Here is an 18,511-nt window from a genome sequence, read left to right on the forward strand (position 1 = left end):
TGCATTCGGTGGACAGGGTTGGTGACCGCGCGCAGGCGCTCAAGGAGCTGCTGACGCAACGGGTGGTGGTGCTCGACGGGGCCTGGGGCACGATGTTCCAGAACGCCGCGCTCAAGCCCGAGGACTACTACGGCGACCACTTCGCCAATCATGCCCGGGACGTCGCGGGCAACCCGGACCTGCTCAACCTCACCCGCCCTGACCTGGTGCTGGACATCCACCGGCAGTACCTGGACGCCGGCGCGGACATCACCACCACGAACACCTTCACCGCCACCGGGATCGGCCAGGCCGACTACCTGATGGAGTCCTACGTCCACGAGATGAATGTGCGGGCGGCCCAGATCGCCCGGCAGGCCGCGGACGAGGCGGGCAACAAGTTCGTCGCGGGCTCGATCGGGCCGCTCAACGTCACCCTGTCGCTGTCCCCTCGGGTAGAGGACCCCGCCTACCGCGCGGTCAACTTCCAGCAGGTCAAGGACACCTACGCGGGGCAGATCGCGGCGCTGGCCGAGGGCGGGGTGGACCTGCTCCTGGTCGAGACGATCTTCGACACGCTCAACTGCAAGGCCGCCATCGCCGCCGCCCGTGAGGTCGCGCCCGAGCTGCCGCTGTGGATCTCGGTGACCATCGTCGACCTCTCCGGCCGCACCCTGTCCGGGCAGACCGTCGAGGCGTTCTGGAGTTCCATCGAGCACGCCGACCCGATGGTGGTCGGCCTCAACTGCTCGCTGGGCGCCGCCGAGATGCGCCCGCACGTGGCCGAACTGTCCCGCTTCGCGGGCACCTACACCTCCGCGCACCCCAACGCCGGCCTGCCGAATGCCTTTGGCGGCTACGACGAGACCCCGGAGCAGACCGCCGAGCTGCTCGCCGAGTTCGTCGAGTCCGGCATGGTCAACATCGTCGGCGGCTGCTGCGGCACCACCCCGGCGCACATCGGCAAGATCGCCGACGCGGTGTCCAGGCTGAAGCCGCGCACCGTGCCCGACCCGGGGCAGCGCACCCGGTACAGCGGCCTGGAGCCGTTCGAGATCACCAAGGACACCGGTTTCGTGATGATCGGTGAGCGCACCAACGTGACCGGTTCGGCCAAGTTCCGGCGGCTGATCGAGAGCGGCGACTTCCAGACCGCGGCCGACGTCGCGCTGGAGCAGGTCCGCGGCGGCGCGAACATCCTCGACGTGAACATGGACGCCGACCTGCTCGACAGCGAGCGGGCGATGACCGGTTTCCTCAACCTGATCGCCACCGAGCCGGAGATCGCGCGCATCCCGGTGATGATCGACAGCTCCCGGTGGAGCGTGCTTGAGGCCGGACTGAAGTGCGTGCAGGGCAAGGGGATCGTCAACTCGATCAGCCTCAAGGAGGGCGAGGAGCCGTTCCTGGCCCAGGCCCGGCGGATCCGCGACTACGGCGCCGGCGTGGTGGTGATGGCCTTCGACGAGCTGGGCCAGGCCGACAACGCCGACCGCAAGGTCTCGATCTGCGCGCGCGCCTACGACATCCTCACCCAGCAGGCCGGATTCCCGCCCGAGGACATCATCTTCGACCCGAACGTGCTCGCCGTGGCCACCGGCATCAGCGAGCACAACGGCTACGCCAAGGAGTTCCTGGAGGCGCTGCCCCGGATCAAGGAACGCTGTCCCGGCGCGCGGATCAGCGGCGGTATCTCGAACCTGTCCTTCTCCTTCCGCGGCAACGACATCGTGCGCGAGGCCATGCACTCCTCGTTCCTGCTGCACGCCACCCGCGTCGGCCTGGACATGGGCATCGTCAACGCCGGCCAGCTCGCGGTGTACGCCGACATCCCGGCCGATCTGCTGGAACTGGTCGAGGACGTGCTCTTCGACCGCAGGGAGGACGCCACCGACCGGCTGGTCGCGCACGCCGAGACGGTCAGCGGCCGTGGCACCCAGCGCGTGGTGGACCTGTCCTGGCGGGAGGCCCCGGTCGCCGAGCGGCTCTCGCACGCGCTGGTGCACGGCATCGTGGACTTCATCGAGGAGGACACCGAGGAGGCCCGCCAGCTGCTGCCCCGGCCGCTGGAGGTCATCGAGGGTCCGCTGATGGACGGCATGAAGATCGTCGGCGACCTGTTCGGCGCGGGCAAGATGTTCCTGCCGCAGGTGGTCAAGAGCGCCCGGGTGATGAAGCGGTCGGTGGCCTACCTGGAGCCGTTCATGGAGGCGGAGAAGGAGGCGGCCCGCAAGGCAGGCCTGGCCACCGTCGCCCGCGGCAACGGCAAGGTCGTGCTGGCCACGGTCAAGGGCGATGTGCACGACATCGGCAAGAACATCGTCGGCGTGGTGCTGGGCTGCAACAACTACGAGGTCATCGACCTGGGCGTGATGGTGCCCGCGGCGAAGATCCTGGACGTGGCGGTGGCCGAGGGCGCCGACGCGGTGGGCCTGTCCGGCCTGATCACCCCGTCCCTGGACGAGATGGTCAACGTGGCCGCGGAGATGGAGCGCCGGGGCCTGAAGCTGCCGCTGCTGATCGGCGGCGCGACCACCTCCCGCCAGCACACCGCGGTGCGCATCGCCCCCGCCTACCAGGCCACCACGGTGCACGTGCTCGACGCCTCCCGGGTGGTGGGCGTGGTCTCGGACCTGATGGACGAGGACCGCGCCGAGGACCTGGCCGAGCGCAACCGGGTCGACCAGGACCGCCTGCGCGAGCAGCACGAGGCCAGGGAGTCCAAGCCGGTGCTGCCGGTGGAGGTGGCCCGCGCCAACTTCGAGCCGGTGTCCTTCGAGAACCTGCCGGTGCCGGAGTTCACCGGCATCCGCACGGTCTCCCCGGACCTGCCGACCCTGCGCACCATGATCGACTGGCAGTTCTTCTTCCTGGCCTGGGAGCTGAAGGGCAAGTACCCGAAGATCCTGGAACAGCCGGTGGCCAGGGAACTCTTCGACGAGGCCAACGTCCTGCTGGACCAGATCATCGCCAACGGCAGCCTCACCGCCCAGGGCGTGTACGGCTACTGGCCCGCGCACAGCGAGGGCGACGACATCGTGGCGGGCACCCCGTCCGGCGAGATCCGCTTCCCCATGCTCCGCCAGCAGACGGAGAAGCCGGAGAACCGCCCGAACCGGTGCCTGGCCGACTACATCGCCCCGGCAGGTGACTACCTGGGCGGCTTCGCGGTGGCCATCCACGGCGCGGAAACCCTGGCCGCCGGCTACGAGGCCAACCACGACGACTACCGCTCCATCATGGTCAAGGCCCTGGCCGACCGCCTGGCCGAGGCCTTCGCCGAGTACATCCACCTGGAAGCCCGCCGCGCCTGGTACGAGCCAGGTTCCGAGCCGGTGCTGGCCGACCTGCACGCCGAGCGCTTCCGCGGCATCCGCCCGGCCTTCGGCTACCCGGCCAGCCCCGACCACAGCCAGAAGCAGGAGCTGTTCGAGCTGCTGGCGGCGGAAAAGGTGGGGCTGGGCCTGACCGAGTCCTTCGCGATGACCCCGGCGGCGGCGGTCAGCGGTCTGCTGTTCGCCAACGAGGGCGCCAAGTACTTCACGGTGGGCCGCCTCGGCAAGGACCAGGTCGAGGACTACGCCAAGCGTCGCGGCATGCCGCTGACCGAGGTCGAGCGCTGGCTGCGCCCCAACCTCGGCTACGAGCCGGCCGCGCGCTGATCCCGGTGGGGCCGAGCCACCCGGCCCGGCCCCACCCTCAGTGCGAGAACAGGTCGGCAGCAACGGACACCTCCCCCCGATGCGACTTGCACCGGCGGCCGGCGGTCGCGATCCTGCACCGCCTGCCGTTGGCGCGCACCGCGCCGCACTGCAACGCCGGATCGTGCGCAGGGCACAACCCGGTGACACCGGGCACGAGCGGACACGGCCGCCCGTCCCGGGTGAGCGCCTGACATCGTTGCCCCGCAACGGTTACGCGTTGTGGTGGCCGGGTCGGTGGCGCGCCCATCACCTCCCGCACCCCGCGACTGGCCAGCCGATCGGCCCGCTCGTTGCCCGGATGCCCCGAGTGCCCCTTGACCCAGTGCCACCTGGCCTGGTGCGGCGTGAGCGCGAGGTCCAGCTGCTGCCACAGATCGGCGTTCTTCACCGGCCGCCTGCCCCTGGTCAGCCAGCCATTGGCCTTCCACCTGGGCAGGCAGGACAGGACGCCGTCGCGCACGTAGGTGCTGTCGGTGTAGATGCGGAGCACGGCGGGACGGGTCAGCACCCGCAGCGCCTGGATGGGCGCCATCAGCTCCATCCGGTTGTTCGTGGTCGGCCCGGGATCGCCGCCGTGCAGATCCCGTTCCCGTGCCCCACAACGCAGTACCGCACCCCAGCCACCAGGGCCGGGATTCCCACTGCACGCGCCGTCGGTGTAGATCTCGATGACCTGTTCGGAGTTCATGGGGCGAAGCTATGACCACGTCGCCGACGCGTTCGCAGAGCGAAACTTTGTTCGTTAGCGAGGTGGTTGGCGGCAGCGGAGGGGCCCAGGTATCAGTCGACCTGGCCGGTCACGTCAGCGGTGACGGCCAGAACGCGCTGGACCAAGTGGTCCGGCAGGTTCGTGTGTTCGCCGAGCCAGCGAACCCATTCCGGCAGCAGCGCCCGCACCGAGTGGGAGAAGTCGGCGTCGGCCCAGTCGCCGATCAGGCGCAGCTGGAAGTTGATCCTGCGGGGCGAGACCCGGTACGCGGTCTCGGGAAGCGTTCCTTCCAGCCACTCCTCGGCCAGTGCCTCGACGGTCTCCTCATCCGGCGCGACACCGTGCCGCCGGGAATGCCAGTCCCGGAACTGGTCGGCCATCGGCCGCACGTCGATGCCGTGGTACAGCGAGACAAGCTCCGGCAAGGGTTTGCCGTTGTGGCGCAACGCATCGACAAGATCGATGACCCGGCGGCCGGACCGGAACACGTTGTCCGTGACCTGACGTGCGGGTGCCTCCATACCGGAGATGTCGGCCAGCTCCAGGTGAAACAGCGGCAGCAGTTCATCCGGTGAGGCCACAGGGTGGGGCCGGCCGTCCGCCGCGGTGTCGCCGACGGCGGCCCGCCAAGCCTCGGCGGCCTGGTGCATGTCGTCGTGCACGCCGGGTTCGACCAGGTCGACGAAACCACTGACGTCCACATCGAAAAGGAACACCGAGGTGTCCGCTTCCCGCGGATAGGAGAATTCGGCGATCAGGGCAAGTCGAGTGCCGTAGGCGTCCACCATCCGCCACACCTGGCCGGTCGCCTTGATCTTCGCGAGCTGCCGGAGCCATTTCGGTTGAGTCCGCGAGGTCGAACCGCCGATCCGGCTTCGCCGGGCGCGGTTGAGCGCGGCCTGCGTCGCCGCCGCGAGTGAGGGTGACCCGATCGAGGTCAGACCGTACGACAACCGCCACAGCGCGTCCGCGTCCGTGCTGGTCCGGGCCAGCCGCGCCGCGGCTTCTTCGGCCACCAGGCAGAACCAGCGGGGCAGCTGGTTCCCGGCGTCCCCGGTCTCGCTGGCGTGTCGCAGCGCCGAGCCCAGAAGTTCAGCGGTCAGCTGTTCCAGCTCACGTGGCCGGTTCGCCGCGACGAGACCGGGTGCCCCCGCGAGCACCATGGCGGCGGCGGGACCGAACCAGCTGGGCTCCGGAGGCAGCTCAACGGCCTGGTCCTCGTAGTGGAAGGGGTCCGGGTCGAACTCGTCATACAGGTCAACGGGAAAATCCGGGTCAGCGAGGAAGTCCGGCTCGGCGATATCGTGATCCTGAGCGCGCTTCTTGCCCTTCTTCTTCCGTCCACGAGAAACCGGCGACATGCCACGGGAGAGTAGTGGGTGTACACCGCGCCGCTCTGGCCGTAGTCAGTGGTGTCCGAGTTCCCACGGCGCGGTGATGGCGCTTCGGTCGTCATCGGCGAGTAGCCTGCGGCGAGGCGCACAGGTGGCGCTGCCCCGAGGCGGAGCCAGCCAGTACCCGCGGCCGCAGGCATCACCAGCCGAGTTCGTGCCACTCCGGCAGGCCCGGCCCCTTCGTCCCAGACGTGCGCCCGAGGTCTTTGCCGCAGCTGTCTGCCTTGTTACGGAGCGAGGCGCCAGAGAGCCTCCAGCGGCAGGGCTTTGATCTTCTCGCCGAACGGCAGGGTTTGTTGCCCGGTGTAGAGCACGTAGCCGGCGATGAACCGATCGCCCAGTCGGCTCGCGAGATTGCGCAAACCCGTCAGGTCTTCGGTGCGTACCGTCGCGCCTGCCTTCACCTCGATACCGATGACCCGCCCGTCCGGTGTCTCGATGACCGCGTCGACTTCGACTTTGTCCTTGGTTCGGTAGTGGTAAAGCCGGCCACGTTGGTCAGACCAGGTGAGTTGACGGGCGAGTTCCATCGTCACGAAGTTCTCCATCATCCCGCCGGCGGCGCCGTTCGGCTCACCGAGCTGGACGGCGTCCTGGCCAAGGAGGTGGCACGCGATTCCGGTGTCGACGAAGGCCAGTTTCGGCGTGCCCACGGCTCGATGCGCCTGGCCGGTCGACCAAGCCGGGATTCTCTTGATGAGAAAAACCGATGACAGCAGTTCCAGATAGCGGATCAGGGTTGTTCTCGGGATTCCGGACTGGTTGGCGAGAGTGGCCGGAACGAGCAGACAACCGGTTCGGCCGGCGAGTAGGGCAAGCAGCTTGAGCAGGTCACCGTGGCGCTCGATGCTGGCCAACTCCAGCACATCGCGCTCGATCAAGGTTGACAGATAGGAATCGAAGAACGCGGTGCGCCGCCGGGAAGTTCGGCGGACGGCTTCGGGATAACCGCCGCTGGCGACGCGGTCCAGGTAGTCACGGCGACGCAGTTCCGAGGAGTGGTCGAGGTTCGGCCCGTGCTGGAAAGCGGCATCCACGAAGCGATCCGGCCCGTCCTGCATCTCTCCCTGGGAGAATGGCCACAGCTCGATCACCTCCATCCGGCCGGGCAACGCGTCCGGCAGCGTGCGGAGGGCCAGGATCCGCGATGAGCCGGTCAGCAGGTAACGGCCCGGTGTGGGATCCAGATCCACAGACACCTTGATCGGCCCGAGCAACTCCGGAGCGAGCTGGATCTCGTCGATGACCATGAGCGACTCGTGCTCGACGAATCCGGTCGGATCGTCCTTTGCCGCACGCGCGGTCGCCGGGTCGTCCAGGAGCCGGATGACCGCGTCGTGGGGTCCGGCGGTCAGCCTGGTCAAGGTGCTCTTACCCACCTGACGGGCTCCGTTGACCAGAACGACCCTGGTGTCCGCGAGCGCCTCGGTGACCACTGCCTCGGCATGGCGGGGGAGTAGGCCTGATGGGATGTGCACAGCTTGATCTTGCCGCAAAATCAAGATCGATGGTCATCTGGACGGGAAGATCGTGGTCATCTGGACGGGTGGTTTGTGGTCGCTTGGACGGTAGAGTGATGGTCACTTGGACGGACAAAGGTGACCTCGGTGGTCGGTGGATCGTGACGCTTCCGCCGGATCGGGCTGACGGAAGCGTCACCACGCAACCAGCTCACCAGCCGCGTTCGCGCCACTCCGGCACGCTCGCCCGCTCCGCCCCCAGCGTCGAGTCATCCCCGTGCCCCGGATAAAACCAGGTCTCATCCGGCAGGTAATCGAACAACCGCTCCGACACATCGCCGATCAGCGACTGGAAGTTCTCCGGCGTCAGCGTTTTCCCCACTCCGCCTGGAAACAGCGAATCCCCGGTGAACAGGTGCGCCGTTCCTTCCGGGTCCCGGTACAGCAACGCGATCGAGCCCGGGGTGTGGCCGCGCAGGTGGATCACTTCGAGTTCGCTGTCGCCGATCTGGACCGTGTCGCCGTGTTCCACCAGGAAGTCCGCGGGGACCGGGAGGGGTTCCGCGTCCAGGGGGTGGACCACTGTCTGGGCGCCGGTGGCGCCTGCGACGGCGCCCAGGGCCTGCCAGTGGTCGGGGTGCTGGTGGGTGGTGACGATGGTGCGGAGGCGGGGGCGGTCGGCGTCATGGCCCAGCAGGTCCATGAGGCGTTCCGAGTCGTTGGCGGCGTCGATCAGGAGGGCGTCGCCGGTGGCGCGGCACACCAGGAGGTAGGCGTTGTTGTTCCAGTCTCCGCCTACGGACAGTTTGGTGATCGTCAGGTGGGCCAGGGTGCGGCGGGCGGCTGGGCCGCCCGGCTCGACGTGGCCGGTGTAGTTCTCGATGACCTCCACGGGAGCAACCGTAGTACCCGTTGCGGAAAGCTATCGAGCGGTGCCGTTTTTTGTGGGCATTCGGGGGTTGGCTGCCTCTTCAGGTCACGCTCAGCAACGGGGCTTAGGGTTGGGCTGCAAACGATCACCAGACCTCCCAGACCCCTCTGTGAGCGACGTGCCGAACTCCTCCATCGCAGCCGCGACACCAGCGTCAGCGACACCGACGGCGCCGCCCAAAGCGGCCAAGGCCCGTCATGTCAGCTGGGACCTCATCCGGGTCCTCGCCGTGACCGCGGTCCTGTTACAGCACGCCACCAATCTCGGGCCGCACGACCACCCCGAGCTGGGTGGCATGCCGTTCCGGTTCGGCATCCAGGTCGGGGCGAACAGTCTGCTGGTGATTTCCGCCTACTTCACCGCGCGGACGTTGGCGCGTGGGCGTTCCGGCCGTTTTGTCTGGCACAAGCTAGCCCGTCTGCTCCCCGCCTACTGGCTCGCCGCCACCATCACCTACCTGCTGCGCACCAACATCGCGCCCGCGGACTGGACCGGCGGCCTGGACTGGCACGACTACCTGGCCAACCTCGTCCTGCTCCAGGCGCGCATCCCGGACGCCGACTTCATCGACATCAGCTACTGGACCCTCCAGCTGCAGATGACCGCGTTCGTGGTGGCCGCGGTGCTGGCCGCCTGCTGGAAATGGTCCTATCGGGACCTTCGGGTGCTGTGCTGGGTGCTGGTGCTCGCCCCACTGCCGCTGAGCTGGCTGCGGGAGCACTCGCACTCGCTGGACTGGTGGTTCGGCACGTTGCAGCTCAACCGCACCCACCTGTTCGCGGTCGGCCTGGCCGTCTGGCTGTGGTCCCGCCGCCGGATCAGCCCGGTCCAGTTCGGACTGCTGCTCACCGCAGCCGCCGCGGCCCAGGAATGGCATCTCGGCGAACCCGGGGGAGCGGCCGCGCTGGCGGTCATGGTGGGGCTGATGGCGCTGGCCGCGCGGCGGCCGGTGTGGGACCTGCCGGTGCTGCGCTCACTCGGCCGCCCGCTGGCCTGGCTGGCCGGCATCTCCTTCGGCGTGTACCTGGTCAACTACCAGGTCGGCTCGCTGATCTCGTTGGGGCTCAAGCGAATCGGCGTCGACTCCTGGTTCCGCCTGATCCTGGTGCTCGGCTCGCTGGTGCTGCTCGGCTGGCTGCTCACCCGGCTGGTGGAGAAGCCGGTGTTCCGGCTGCTCACCACCAGCAGGGTGCGACGTCGCCGTCAGAGCCAGCGCGGCAGCTCCGGCACGGTGCCGGACAACGCGGTGCCGTCGCCGCGACCGGTCAGCCAGGCCAGCATGGCCGGCGCGTCCCCGCGCACCACCGCCGCCGGCGAGTCCGATCCGTCCAGCGTCCAGACCCGCTGACCGCCCTCGGGCAGCTCGACCTCCAGCCGCAGCGCGGGCGCGCCCGGCCGTTCCCCGTACACCGCCAGCGAACTGCCGATCAGCTCGCCGAGCACCGCCGGGTCGATATCGGTGAATTCCACGCCGATGTCCAGGTCCACCAGGTGCACCCACACCTCGCGCACCCGCAGCCACGGGATCTCGTGCGCCACGAACTGGGTGCCGCTGGTGTGCTGGATCTCCGCGGTCCAGGCCGTCTCGGACAGCGCCCGCGCCGCCGCGGCGAACCGCTCGCTCGCGGCCACCAGGTCTTCCTGGAGCAGCCGCAGCCTGCGGTTGGCGCCCTCCTCGATATCGGCGTCCCGGTCCGCGCGACTGGCGTACATCGGGTGCTCGACCCCGGTGCGGGCCCAGATCACCAGGTTCAGCAGGGCATCGGCGTTGCGGGCCAGGTGGGTCAGCAGGTGACCCCGGCTCCAGCCCGGTAATCCGCTCGCGCCGCGTGCGCCCGCGTCACCCAGTTCGGTGACAGCTCGCAGCAGGCGCTCGTCCGCGTGTTCCAGCGCGTCCAGGGCGGTGCCGGCCCTGGCGGCGGCATCGGCGGGACTACGGCGCGGTGATGGCACGGAAACTCCCGAAAGCTGGCGTGCTAGTCCGGTCATGGCGCCCCTCCCCGACTCGGTAGGCGTGATCCGGTGTGCGTGACGAAGTCCTTGATCCTAGGAGGCCAGGCTACTCGCCCGCTTCGCCCGAATGTGGTGCTCACATAGTGGAAATTGTGGCTTTGGGACACCTCAAGGCGGTTTGATCTGCACGAGATGACCCACCCTGACCCGCTGGAGGCCCCTGTGTCCACAACAGACACCCCGGCGGCGCCGAGCCCGGCCGACCGCCGCAAGGGCCTGGTCGCCGCGGCGATCGGCAACGGCCTGGAGTGGTTCGACTGGAACGCCTACGCGATCTTCGCGGTGTTCTTCGCGCCCCAGTTCTTCCCCAAGGACGACCCGACCGCGGGCACCCTCAGCACCCTGCTGATCTTCGCCGTGGGCTTCTTCTTCCGCCCACTCGGCGGCGCCCTGCTGGCCGCCTTCACCGACCGGCACGGCCGCCGCGCCGGACTCAGCCTCTCGGTGATCCTGATGGCCGGCGGCAGCCTGCTGATCGCGGTCTCGCCGACCTACGAGCAGGCCGGCCTGCTCGCGCCGATCCTGCTGCTGCTGGCCCGGATCGCCCAGGGCCTGTCCACCGGCGGCGAGTTCGCCTCCTCCTCCACCTACCTGGCCGAACTGGCCCCGCCGGGACGCCGCGGCTTCTACGGCAGCTTCATCTACGTCAGCACCACCCTGGGCACCATCGCCGCGACCCTGCTGCTGACCCTGCTCAGCGCCACCCTCGGCCGCGAGGAGCTGTCCGCCTGGGCCTGGCGGATCCCGTTCGCGATCGGTGCGCTGCTCGGGGTGTACGGCCTCTACCTGCGGCGCACCCTGGAGGAGACCGAGGCGTTCCTGCTCGGCAAGGACCGCAGGGTGGCCCGGCCGACGCTGGAGGTGCTGCGCCGCCACCCGGGCGCCGCGCTGCGCGTGGTCGGGTTCACCGCCGGCGGGACCGCCGCGTACTACACCTTCGCCGTCTACCTGCCCACCTACGCGCAGAAGGCGCACGGCATGGCGCCCACCGGCGCGCAGTGGGCCTCGGTGGCCGCCCAGGTGCTGATGGTGCTGATCCTGCCCCTGCTGGGTTCGCTTTCCGACCGGATCGGGCGAAAGCCACTGTTGATCGTGTTCGCCGCGGGCTTCCTGCTGCTGGTCGTGCCGTTGTTCGGACTCATTTCCAGCGCGCCGCTGTCACTCTTCCTGGTGATGTCCGGTGGCCTGCTGCTGTTCGCCTGTTACGGAGCGGTGGCGCCGGTGGCGATGGCCGAGCTGTTCCCCACCGAGGTCCGCTCCGCGGGGCTGGGCCTGCCCTACTCGCTGACCGTGGCGTTGTTCGGCGGCACCGCGCCCTACGTCGTCGAACAGCTGACCGCGGCCGGTTCGGGCGCCCTGTACCCTTGGTACATTGCAGCGTTGTGCCTGGTCAGCCTGGTGGTCTACCTGACATCGAAGGAGACCAGGGACGTGAGCCTGGCCCGTGCCGGAGCCGCCACCTAAGATCGTTCGAACACCTGTTTGAGCGACCAGGATGGTGAGGTTTCCCTGAAGTGGGGAAATCACACCAAGTAGGTTACCGGAGGAATGCTGGCAACGGGCAGGCGCGTGGCACCGCCTGTGGCGGATTCCGCACCTGCTGGTAGATGTCGTGCGTGCGTGGCTGGCCGTGTCACCGCGGTTCACAAGTCTCACCAGGTTCGGACGTGCTCTGTCTGGCTCGTGGCCGGCGGTCGACCATGGGTGCAGTTCGGAACCTGCAGTGCGGGCCGACACGCTGGGCGGTTGCGAACTGCTGAGCTGGGGTGTAGTCGTCGGAGCAGTCGCAATCGGGATTGAGCGGTCCGGCGCGGTGAATAGCGCTGCTGATGAGCCAGGGCAGCACCAGCCCTCCCGGACCAGTGAGGATCGCGACCTGAGCGCTCAGGTCGAACACGCCGCGGCTAAGGACGCAGGACCGGCCCTTCGGACCGGTGAGGATCGCAACTCTCTTCGTCTTTGGCCCAGCCCCGCTCGCGCGGGGACGACCCGGTCATCTGGGATTGCCACCGCGCGCACAGCGGACCACCCCCGCTCGCGCGGGGACGACTGGGGCGGGCCGAGCCTGGTCGGCTTGGAGACCGGACCACCCCCGCTCGCGCGGGGACGACGCGACCAGCACCGGCTGCAACACCATGGCCAGCGGATCACCCCCGGCTCGCGCGGGGACGACGCCAGTCGGCACGTCACGCGGGTGGCCATCAGCGGACCACCCCCGCTAGTGCGGGGACGACGGCCCCCCAGGTCTACGACGTGGTCTTGCACGTCGGACCACCCCCGCTCGTGCGGGGACGACTCCAAACTGGACATCACGGTGCCCGCGGTGCAGGGAGCACCCCCGCTCGCGCGGGGACGACCCGGTCGCGATCCTGCCGACTGTGCTGGCGGAGGGACCACCCCCGCTCGCGCGGGGACGACACTTAGGAAATGTTCCTGAGTACGGTTTCCCCGGGACCACCCCCGCTCGCGCGGGGACGACGCATCTACGATTCCGGGAACGGCGCACATGTCGGGACCACCCCCGCTCGCGCGGGGACGACCCGCCGGATCTGCTCGATCGGCACGGCATGGCGGGACCACCCCCGCTCGCGCGGGGACGACACCGAGTTGCAGGATGCGTGGTCCAACTGGCAGGGACCACCCCCGCGCGTGCGGGGACGACTACGCCGCCCGAGTCACCGGGCGCAGCGCCCCCGGACCAACCCCGCGCGTGCGGGGACGACCCCGATTTCGAGCTGCTTCTAGGACTGGAGATGGGACCAACCCCGCGCGTGCGGGGACGACTCGGGTCCGCCCCGGATGAACATGGCGTCCTGGGGACCAACCCCGCGCGTGCGGGGACGACTCGCGGCGGCAGTGCCGGCAGATGCGGTGCGCCGGACCAACCCCGCGCGTGCGGGGACGACGCAGTAACCTGCTTCTGCTTGGCGCCGCCCTCAGGACCAACCCCGCGCGTGCGGGGACGACGGCCGCCTGTGTCCCTGTGCAGCGGTGTGCGGAGGACCAACCCCGCGCGTGCGGGGACGACACTTCTTGACCAGGGACGATACCGCGCCGGGAGCCATTTCAGCATCGGTTTCGTTCCGGGCCAAGCCACACGGAGTTGCCCCCGCTTCGCAGCCCTGCTGCTCGGGCAAGGCGAACCTTCGGCGTGGTCGAGGAGCAGGAGTGTGCGGCGGTGACCGACGGGAGGCCAGGCATGAGGGTAGGTGTTGCCGGACCAACTGGTCCGGCAACACCTAAGGGTGCACCAGCTCTATGCGCACCCCCATCCACTTTTGCTAGCTGAGAACCAGGTCCTGGCTGATTACGTCTTCCAGCACCTGCCGCACCAGGTGCGGCAACAATTCCTGCTGTGCCGGTGGCACCGCCACGGCGGCGGGCGCGACTTCGCTGAGCAGGTCGTGGTCTGCCTCGGCGAGACCGATGGCCAGCACCAGCACATCCTCGTCGAGCTTGGCGACCTCGGCCGCGGCGGCCGGTAGGTGCTAGTCGAGACGGGCATCGGTGATGATCAGGAGCAGTCGGCGGGTTCGGCGATCGGCCTGTGCAGCGTCGGTCACGTAGTCGTGGGGCGAAGCGAGTGAATATGACCTTGACTGTGGGTGCCCCACGAGCGCGTAAGGCGAGCGTGGACGAGCCCGGCTTGTCGCCGTTGAACGGTGCTCAGGGTGTGCTCTGCGGCAGGAAGCTGAACTGAACCACCGCGTCATTGGCTGGCATCGCGATGGCTACATCACCGGCGAAAACGTCACGGGGCGGTGTGTTATCTGAAGTGGTGTCCCTGAAACAGGCGGACACGCACGTTGACCTGTTCACCACACCAGATCGTCCACAACGGATGGTCATCGCCCCGCGCCAGGGGACTCGGACACCCGGAGAAGGGTGGCGTACCCCCTGGCGGCTTCCACGTGCGTGGCGGCCGCCGAGAGGGCCGCACGTAGCGGAAGTCCTGGCGTGCCAGGGCAATCCATGAACGAACGAACACTAGAACCGTTGCTCACCCGGTGCCCGATCTTCGCCGAGGCGCCATCCGGTCCCGCGGTGGAGTTGGCGATGAGCTTGCAGCGCACCGTCTATCCGGCCGGCAAGCTGGTCTATGCCGAGCGTGACCCGGCGGACCGGATCTTCCTGGTCCTGGCCGGGATCGTCACACTGATCCGGAACTCCTGCGATCGGGAACGGCGCATCCTGATGTCGGTGCGCGGGCCGGCGGAGATCTTCGGCGAGGTCGAGGTCTACGAACGCTGCGCGCGGGAGACCGCGGCGGTCGCACACAACCAGTTGACCGTGCTGTCCATGGAGGAGAAGGCGTTTCGGCGCTGGATCCGTCGCCACCGCGCGGTGGAGGACTCGTTGCTGCGCGACATGGCCCGCCAACTCCGTCGAGCCAACCGGCAACTGACTCACCTGCGCTGCATCGACGTCGACAGCCAACTGGCACACGTCATCGTCGAGGCGTGCTCGAAGTTCGGCACCATCGCCCACCACCTCTGGTCGGTGGAGTTGAGCTTGGCCCTGCTGGAATGCAACCAGCAGATCGGTGCAAGCAAGGAGACGGTGAACAAGGCGCTCGCCGACTTCCTCGACCGCGGCTGGCTGCGGATCGAGGGGCAGACGCTGTTCGTGGTGGCGCCGGAGCAGCTCACCCGGCGAGCCGAGGACAGCTGAGGCTGCCGGTGAACAGGACAACATTTCCTTCGGTGTTGCCGGGCCAGTCACCTGGTCCGGCAACACCTCCCACTCGCCGACCTGGAGCCGCACAGTCCTGTCGCGCGGTTCGCCCGGTCAGCGGGCCGGTGTGCTGAAACTGGGTGATGGGCAGGGTGGTGTTGCCGAACCAGGAGGTCTGGTTCGGCAACACCGGCATGCACATCAGCTCAACGCGTACCTCCAACTTCTGTCAGCCGAGCACACGATCCCGGCCGATCGCGTCTTCGAGTACCTGCTGCACCAGCGGCGGAAGCTGGTCAACTCGATCGGGCGAGACCGTCACGACTACCGGAACAACTCGGCGGAGTTGCGGGTGACTCGTCTCGGCCACGCCGATGGCCACCACCAGCACGTCCTCGTCGATCGTGGTGACCAGGGCGGCGCTGTCGGCGAGGTCGCCGTCGTCGAGGCAGGCATCCGTGATAATCAACAGCAGGCGTCGTGTCCGGCGATCGGCGTCGACCCTCGCGAACTGCGCGGCCGCCCAAGCGAGCGCGGGGGCCAACTGGGTTTGCTCACCGCTGGCCTGCGCCTGTGCCAACCATTCCTGAGCGTTGGCAACAGATGCGCCTTCGGTGAGATCGCGGATGACCATGACCTTGTCGGCGAAACCGGCGATCCCGATAGCGGCAAGTCCGTCGAGTTCACTCACCGAGTTCACCAGCGCCGTCGCCGCGGCATGCGCCGCGGGCGCGGGCTTCGGCCCGGTTTCGGGGTCGAGCATCGAGGCCGAGCAGTCCAGCAGCAGGACGCACTGCAGGCGGTGCAGCCGACGGGCGTTGAGGTTGTCGTTGAGCCAGATCCGTGGGGCGTGCTCGATGTGGTGGTGGGCGTTGAGGTAGACGCGGCCGGCTTGCCGCTCCAGGTCCAGCCGAGGCCCCGAGCTGCTGGGGCAGCGTCGCCGCGCGGGCGCGGTGAGCAGCGGCCGGAGGACCGCCGCGAACTGCTGAGTCAGCACCGGCACCAGATCCGCCCACCGCCTGATGACCTCCATAGCGCCTGGATCGGCCTGCTGCGCCCATTCCTCTGGCGGGAGCACCAGCTCGGCGTAGTTCCGCGGGCCGCGCTCCTCGTGATAGATCCGCACCACTGCTCGCCGATACCGTTGGTGGTCAACAGCTTCGCGGAGGAAACGCAGAAGATCACCTCGCGGCTGAGGCCGGCCTTCCGGGGAGTTCCGGCCGATGCAGTGCGCTGGGTGCGAGGTGGCGTGCAGGTGATCAAGCAGCTGCCGCTCGAACTCCTCGCGGCTGGTGCGTTCTCCTTCCTCACCTTCGTGTTCGCGCTGCCGCACCCACTCCCACAGAACATTGATCAACTCCTCGCCCAGGGGCGCCGCGTGCTGCCAGGACGTGTGCCTGGCCCGGACCAGGGTCGAGGCGATCTCCGGCCAGACCGTGGCGAAGACGGGGTCGGCCGGGTGGTCGGTCTCGGAGCCGTCAGCGCGCCGCAGCCGGCCACAGCGCATGATCAGCATGCCCCAGGCCAGCAACCGTTGGGCGTCCTGGACGGCCGAAGGGCCTGCGGCTGCGTCGGCTGGTTCGCCGTAGGGTTCCAGCAGGCACAGGTAGGCCATTTCCCGGTTGAGTGGCCAGTGGGACAGGCGGTCCAGCATGGGCAGGTGATCGCCGCGGATGTCGGCCAGGATGTTGGCGATGACGCCGCGGAGGGTGGTCGCCGGTTGCGGCCGGTAGCCCTGGGTGTGTTCCCAGGCGTGCATCGCTTCGTGGCCGGCCAGGTAGGAGATCATCTGGTACGGCAACGTGCCGGCCAGCTCCTGCCAGACCGGGTGGAAGTGCCCGGCCGCGAGAACCTGGCTGACCGGGAAGCCCACGGTGAACCCCAGCGGGTTCACCCGGGTGCAAGGTTGCCCAGCCGGGGTGACGAAGACCCGGTGACCCGGCACGATCATGCCGAAGACCCGCCGCAGAACACCCTCGTACTCAGCCTCGCTCATTCGACGGTGCCTCCGATCTCCGGGAAGGCGGCTTGGAGCTGCTGGTCGGAGACCAGCGAGCTGAACGGCAGGTGGGAGACCTTGGGGGTGCCCCACCCTTCCAGCCCGTGCGCGAGGGACAGTGCGTGCAGCGCCAGCGCCGGATCGCGCGGCAACTTGCCGGCGAAGACCGCCACGGCGATTTCGTTGGCAGGTTCACCGAAAGCGCGTCGCTCGACGGCTTCCCGCACCGCGCGGCTGCCCCAGGAGTACCGGGCGGCCAGCACCTGATTGTGGTTGAGCAGACAGGCTGTCCGGGCGGTGAGATCGGCGAAGTTCTCCAGCTCCTCCAGCGCTGTGTCCAGTGTGGAGGAAGAGGCCAGTCCGCGGTGGACCAGCTCGTGGAGAACCCGAGCCCCGGCCCGATAGCCGTCCTTGGCAAGGCAGTCCTGGTGGAGTTGGGTCACCGGCAACACCGTCCACCGTTCCAGCCATTTCGCGCCGAAGTCGACACTCGGCCGGTTCGTCGTCCCGGCGATGAGGACATGGGGATCGATGGGGACGTCGATCGCGCCGCCGGTGATCGGGTAGTAGGCCTGCAACCTGGCCGTGGTCGGGTTGAGCAGTGCTTCGATGGCATCGAGCACGTCCATCCGGTCGGTCCACCGGTGCAGGTCCACCAGTTCGATCACGCACGGGTGCTGGATCGCCTCGACGAGCAGGCTGTGGTGCAGCACCGTGGCCCCGCCTTCCAGGCCGATGCGGAACAGCTCGATCTGTTCAGGGCTGTTGATCGTCAGGTAGGGCACGCCGCGGTTGGCGGCGATGCGGGCCAGCGTCGCGGACTTGCCGGTCCCGGGCGGTCCGGTGAGCAGGAAGACCCGGCGGCCCAGGGCCGTGAGGTTCTCCAGCTGCTGGTGCACCGCCTCGTTGGTGACCGCGTCGGTGAGCGCACGAGGATCCGGGATGCGTTCACCCAGCTCCGGTGACCACCGGGCCGGCGGCCGTAGTGGTGGGACCTGGATGGGCACGAGCGCGCTGGATGCCTTCTGCCAGCGCATACTCACCGGGAAGAACACCAGCCGGTGCTCATCGGCGAACTCGGCCGCCACAGGTTCGCCCATGCCGAATGCGAACTCGGCGATGTTGTCCATGGCCTCGCGCACCGCAGCCCCGGCCTGCCCATCCAGCTGGGTGCCGGCTTCCAGGAGGGCCTGGTGGTGTGCGCACGGGAGGATGGGACAGTCGGCGCAGTACAAGCCGGTTCCGGTGGGCTGGTACATCAGCGTGAACTCCGGCTTGGCGAGTTCGCCGTGGCCGTGGTGGATGAGGATCCGGACGGTGGTGTCCGGGGCGAGGGCGCTGGGGCTGGTGAAGCTCGCGGTCAGCTCGACCACGCTGGTGTCGGTGGTGTCGATGATCCGAGCCGAGCTGTCGTGCAGCTGGTGCCAGAGGGCTTTGGCCTTGCGCCGTCGGATGAGGTGTGTGATTCCGTTCATGGTGTGCCCTGGCACGCCAGAACCCCGCGGTCGCCGGACCGGGGGCCGCCAGGGGGTGCACCGCCTTCCAGCGGAGTGCGGGAACGCCCTGGCGTGGGCGCCGGTCTTGGGGTACGCGTTGTTGAGCTGTCAACGTGCAAGTCCGCGGTTGAACGCGAACAGCAGCTCAGGTA

Annotated in this window: 10 protein-coding genes and 2 pseudogenes; 4 read left to right on the forward strand and 8 right to left on the reverse strand. The window is 68.6% G+C overall.

Annotated elements, in window-relative coordinates:
• Positions 1–8: 8 nt before the first annotated feature.
• Positions 9–3,641: a methionine synthase gene (gene metH, locus MZC64_RS22485; RefSeq protein ID WP_247758403.1), complete on the forward strand. Its 3,633-nt coding sequence runs from the start codon at positions 9–11 to the stop codon at positions 3,639–3,641.
• A gap of 289 nt (positions 3,642–3,930) precedes the next feature.
• Here metH and rnhA read toward each other — a convergent pair.
• From rnhA to MZC64_RS22505, 4 genes and pseudogenes are all read right to left on the reverse strand, one after another.
• Positions 3,931–4,371, reverse strand: a pseudogene (rnhA, locus tag MZC64_RS22490) (ribonuclease HI); the annotation flags it as partial.
• 92 nt (positions 4,372–4,463) lie between these two features.
• Positions 4,464–5,753, reverse strand: coding sequence for a hypothetical protein (locus MZC64_RS22495; RefSeq protein ID WP_247758402.1), 1,290 nt, complete (start codon positions 5,751–5,753; stop codon positions 4,464–4,466).
• Positions 5,754–6,013: 260 nt separating this feature from the next.
• A complete protein-coding gene (locus MZC64_RS22500; RefSeq protein ID WP_247758401.1) occupies positions 6,014–7,222 on the reverse strand; it encodes an ATP-binding protein in 1,209 nt (402 codons plus the stop codon).
• A 235-nt stretch (positions 7,223–7,457) separates the two neighbouring features.
• The gene (locus MZC64_RS22505; protein ID WP_247758400.1) at positions 7,458–8,138 is read right to left on the reverse strand and encodes an MBL fold metallo-hydrolase; all 681 of its coding nucleotides are present in this window, start codon (positions 8,136–8,138) and stop codon (positions 7,458–7,460) included.
• Between MZC64_RS22505 and MZC64_RS22510 the strand changes: the two are divergent.
• Positions 8,128–9,309, forward strand: a pseudogene (locus MZC64_RS22510) (acyltransferase family protein); the annotation flags it as partial. The gene MZC64_RS22505 and the pseudogene MZC64_RS22510 sit on opposite strands and share 11 nt — an antisense overlap.
• Positions 9,310–9,380: 71 nt before the next feature.
• Here the strand turns inward: MZC64_RS22510 and MZC64_RS22515 are convergent.
• Complete coding sequence (locus tag MZC64_RS22515; protein ID WP_247758399.1) at positions 9,381–10,130, reverse strand: maleylpyruvate isomerase family mycothiol-dependent enzyme; 750 nt, start codon at positions 10,128–10,130, stop codon at positions 9,381–9,383.
• A gap of 222 nt (positions 10,131–10,352) precedes the next feature.
• On the opposite strand from MZC64_RS22515, the gene MZC64_RS22520 reads away from it, so the two are divergent.
• Positions 10,353–11,654: an MFS transporter gene (locus MZC64_RS22520; protein ID WP_247797731.1), complete on the forward strand. Its 1,302-nt coding sequence runs from the start codon at positions 10,353–10,355 to the stop codon at positions 11,652–11,654.
• 1,817 nt (positions 11,655–13,471) lie between these two features.
• On the opposite strand, the gene MZC64_RS22525 is transcribed toward MZC64_RS22520, so the two are convergent.
• A complete protein-coding gene (locus MZC64_RS22525; RefSeq protein WP_247758397.1) occupies positions 13,472–13,627 on the reverse strand; it encodes a hypothetical protein in 156 nt (51 codons plus the stop codon).
• Between the two features lie 535 nt (positions 13,628–14,162).
• Between MZC64_RS22525 and MZC64_RS22530 the strand changes: the two genes are divergently transcribed.
• Positions 14,163–14,861 carry a Crp/Fnr family transcriptional regulator gene (locus MZC64_RS22530; RefSeq protein ID WP_247758396.1) on the forward strand — a complete coding sequence of 233 codons (699 nt, stop codon included), beginning with the start codon at positions 14,163–14,165 and terminating at the stop codon, positions 14,859–14,861.
• Positions 14,862–15,093: 232 nt separating this feature from the next.
• Here the strand turns inward: MZC64_RS22530 and MZC64_RS22535 are convergent, their stop codons facing one another.
• Both MZC64_RS22535 and MZC64_RS22540 read right to left on the reverse strand, forming a co-directional pair.
• Positions 15,094–16,860, reverse strand: a complete 1,767-nt coding sequence (locus MZC64_RS22535; RefSeq protein WP_247758395.1) for a VWA domain-containing protein — start codon at positions 16,858–16,860, stop codon at positions 15,094–15,096.
• The gene (locus MZC64_RS22540; protein ID WP_247758394.1) at positions 16,857–18,338 is read right to left on the reverse strand and encodes an AAA family ATPase; all 1,482 of its coding nucleotides are present in this window, start codon (positions 18,336–18,338) and stop codon (positions 16,857–16,859) included. Before MZC64_RS22540 ends, MZC64_RS22535 begins: the two co-directional genes overlap by 4 nt.
• Between the last annotated feature and the right edge of the window lie 173 nt (positions 18,339–18,511).

It is taken from the genome of Crossiella sp. S99.2 (assembly GCF_023094165.1).
Taxonomy (GTDB): Bacteria; Actinomycetota; Actinomycetes; order Mycobacteriales; family Pseudonocardiaceae; genus Crossiella.

Coding starts and splice junctions, on each gene's coding strand:
- MZC64_RS22540 (WP_247758394.1), bottom strand. CDS start 18,338: ATGAACGGAATCACACACCTCATCCGACGGCGCAAGGCCAAAGCCCTC.
- MZC64_RS22495 (WP_247758402.1), bottom strand. CDS start 5,753: ATGTCGCCGGTTTCTCGTGGACGGAAGAAGAAGGGCAAGAAGCGCGCT.
- MZC64_RS22535 (WP_247758395.1), bottom strand. CDS start 16,860: ATGAGCGAGGCTGAGTACGAGGGTGTTCTGCGGCGGGTCTTCGGCATG.
- MZC64_RS22530 (WP_247758396.1), top strand. CDS start 14,163: ATGAACGAACGAACACTAGAACCGTTGCTCACCCGGTGCCCGATCTTC.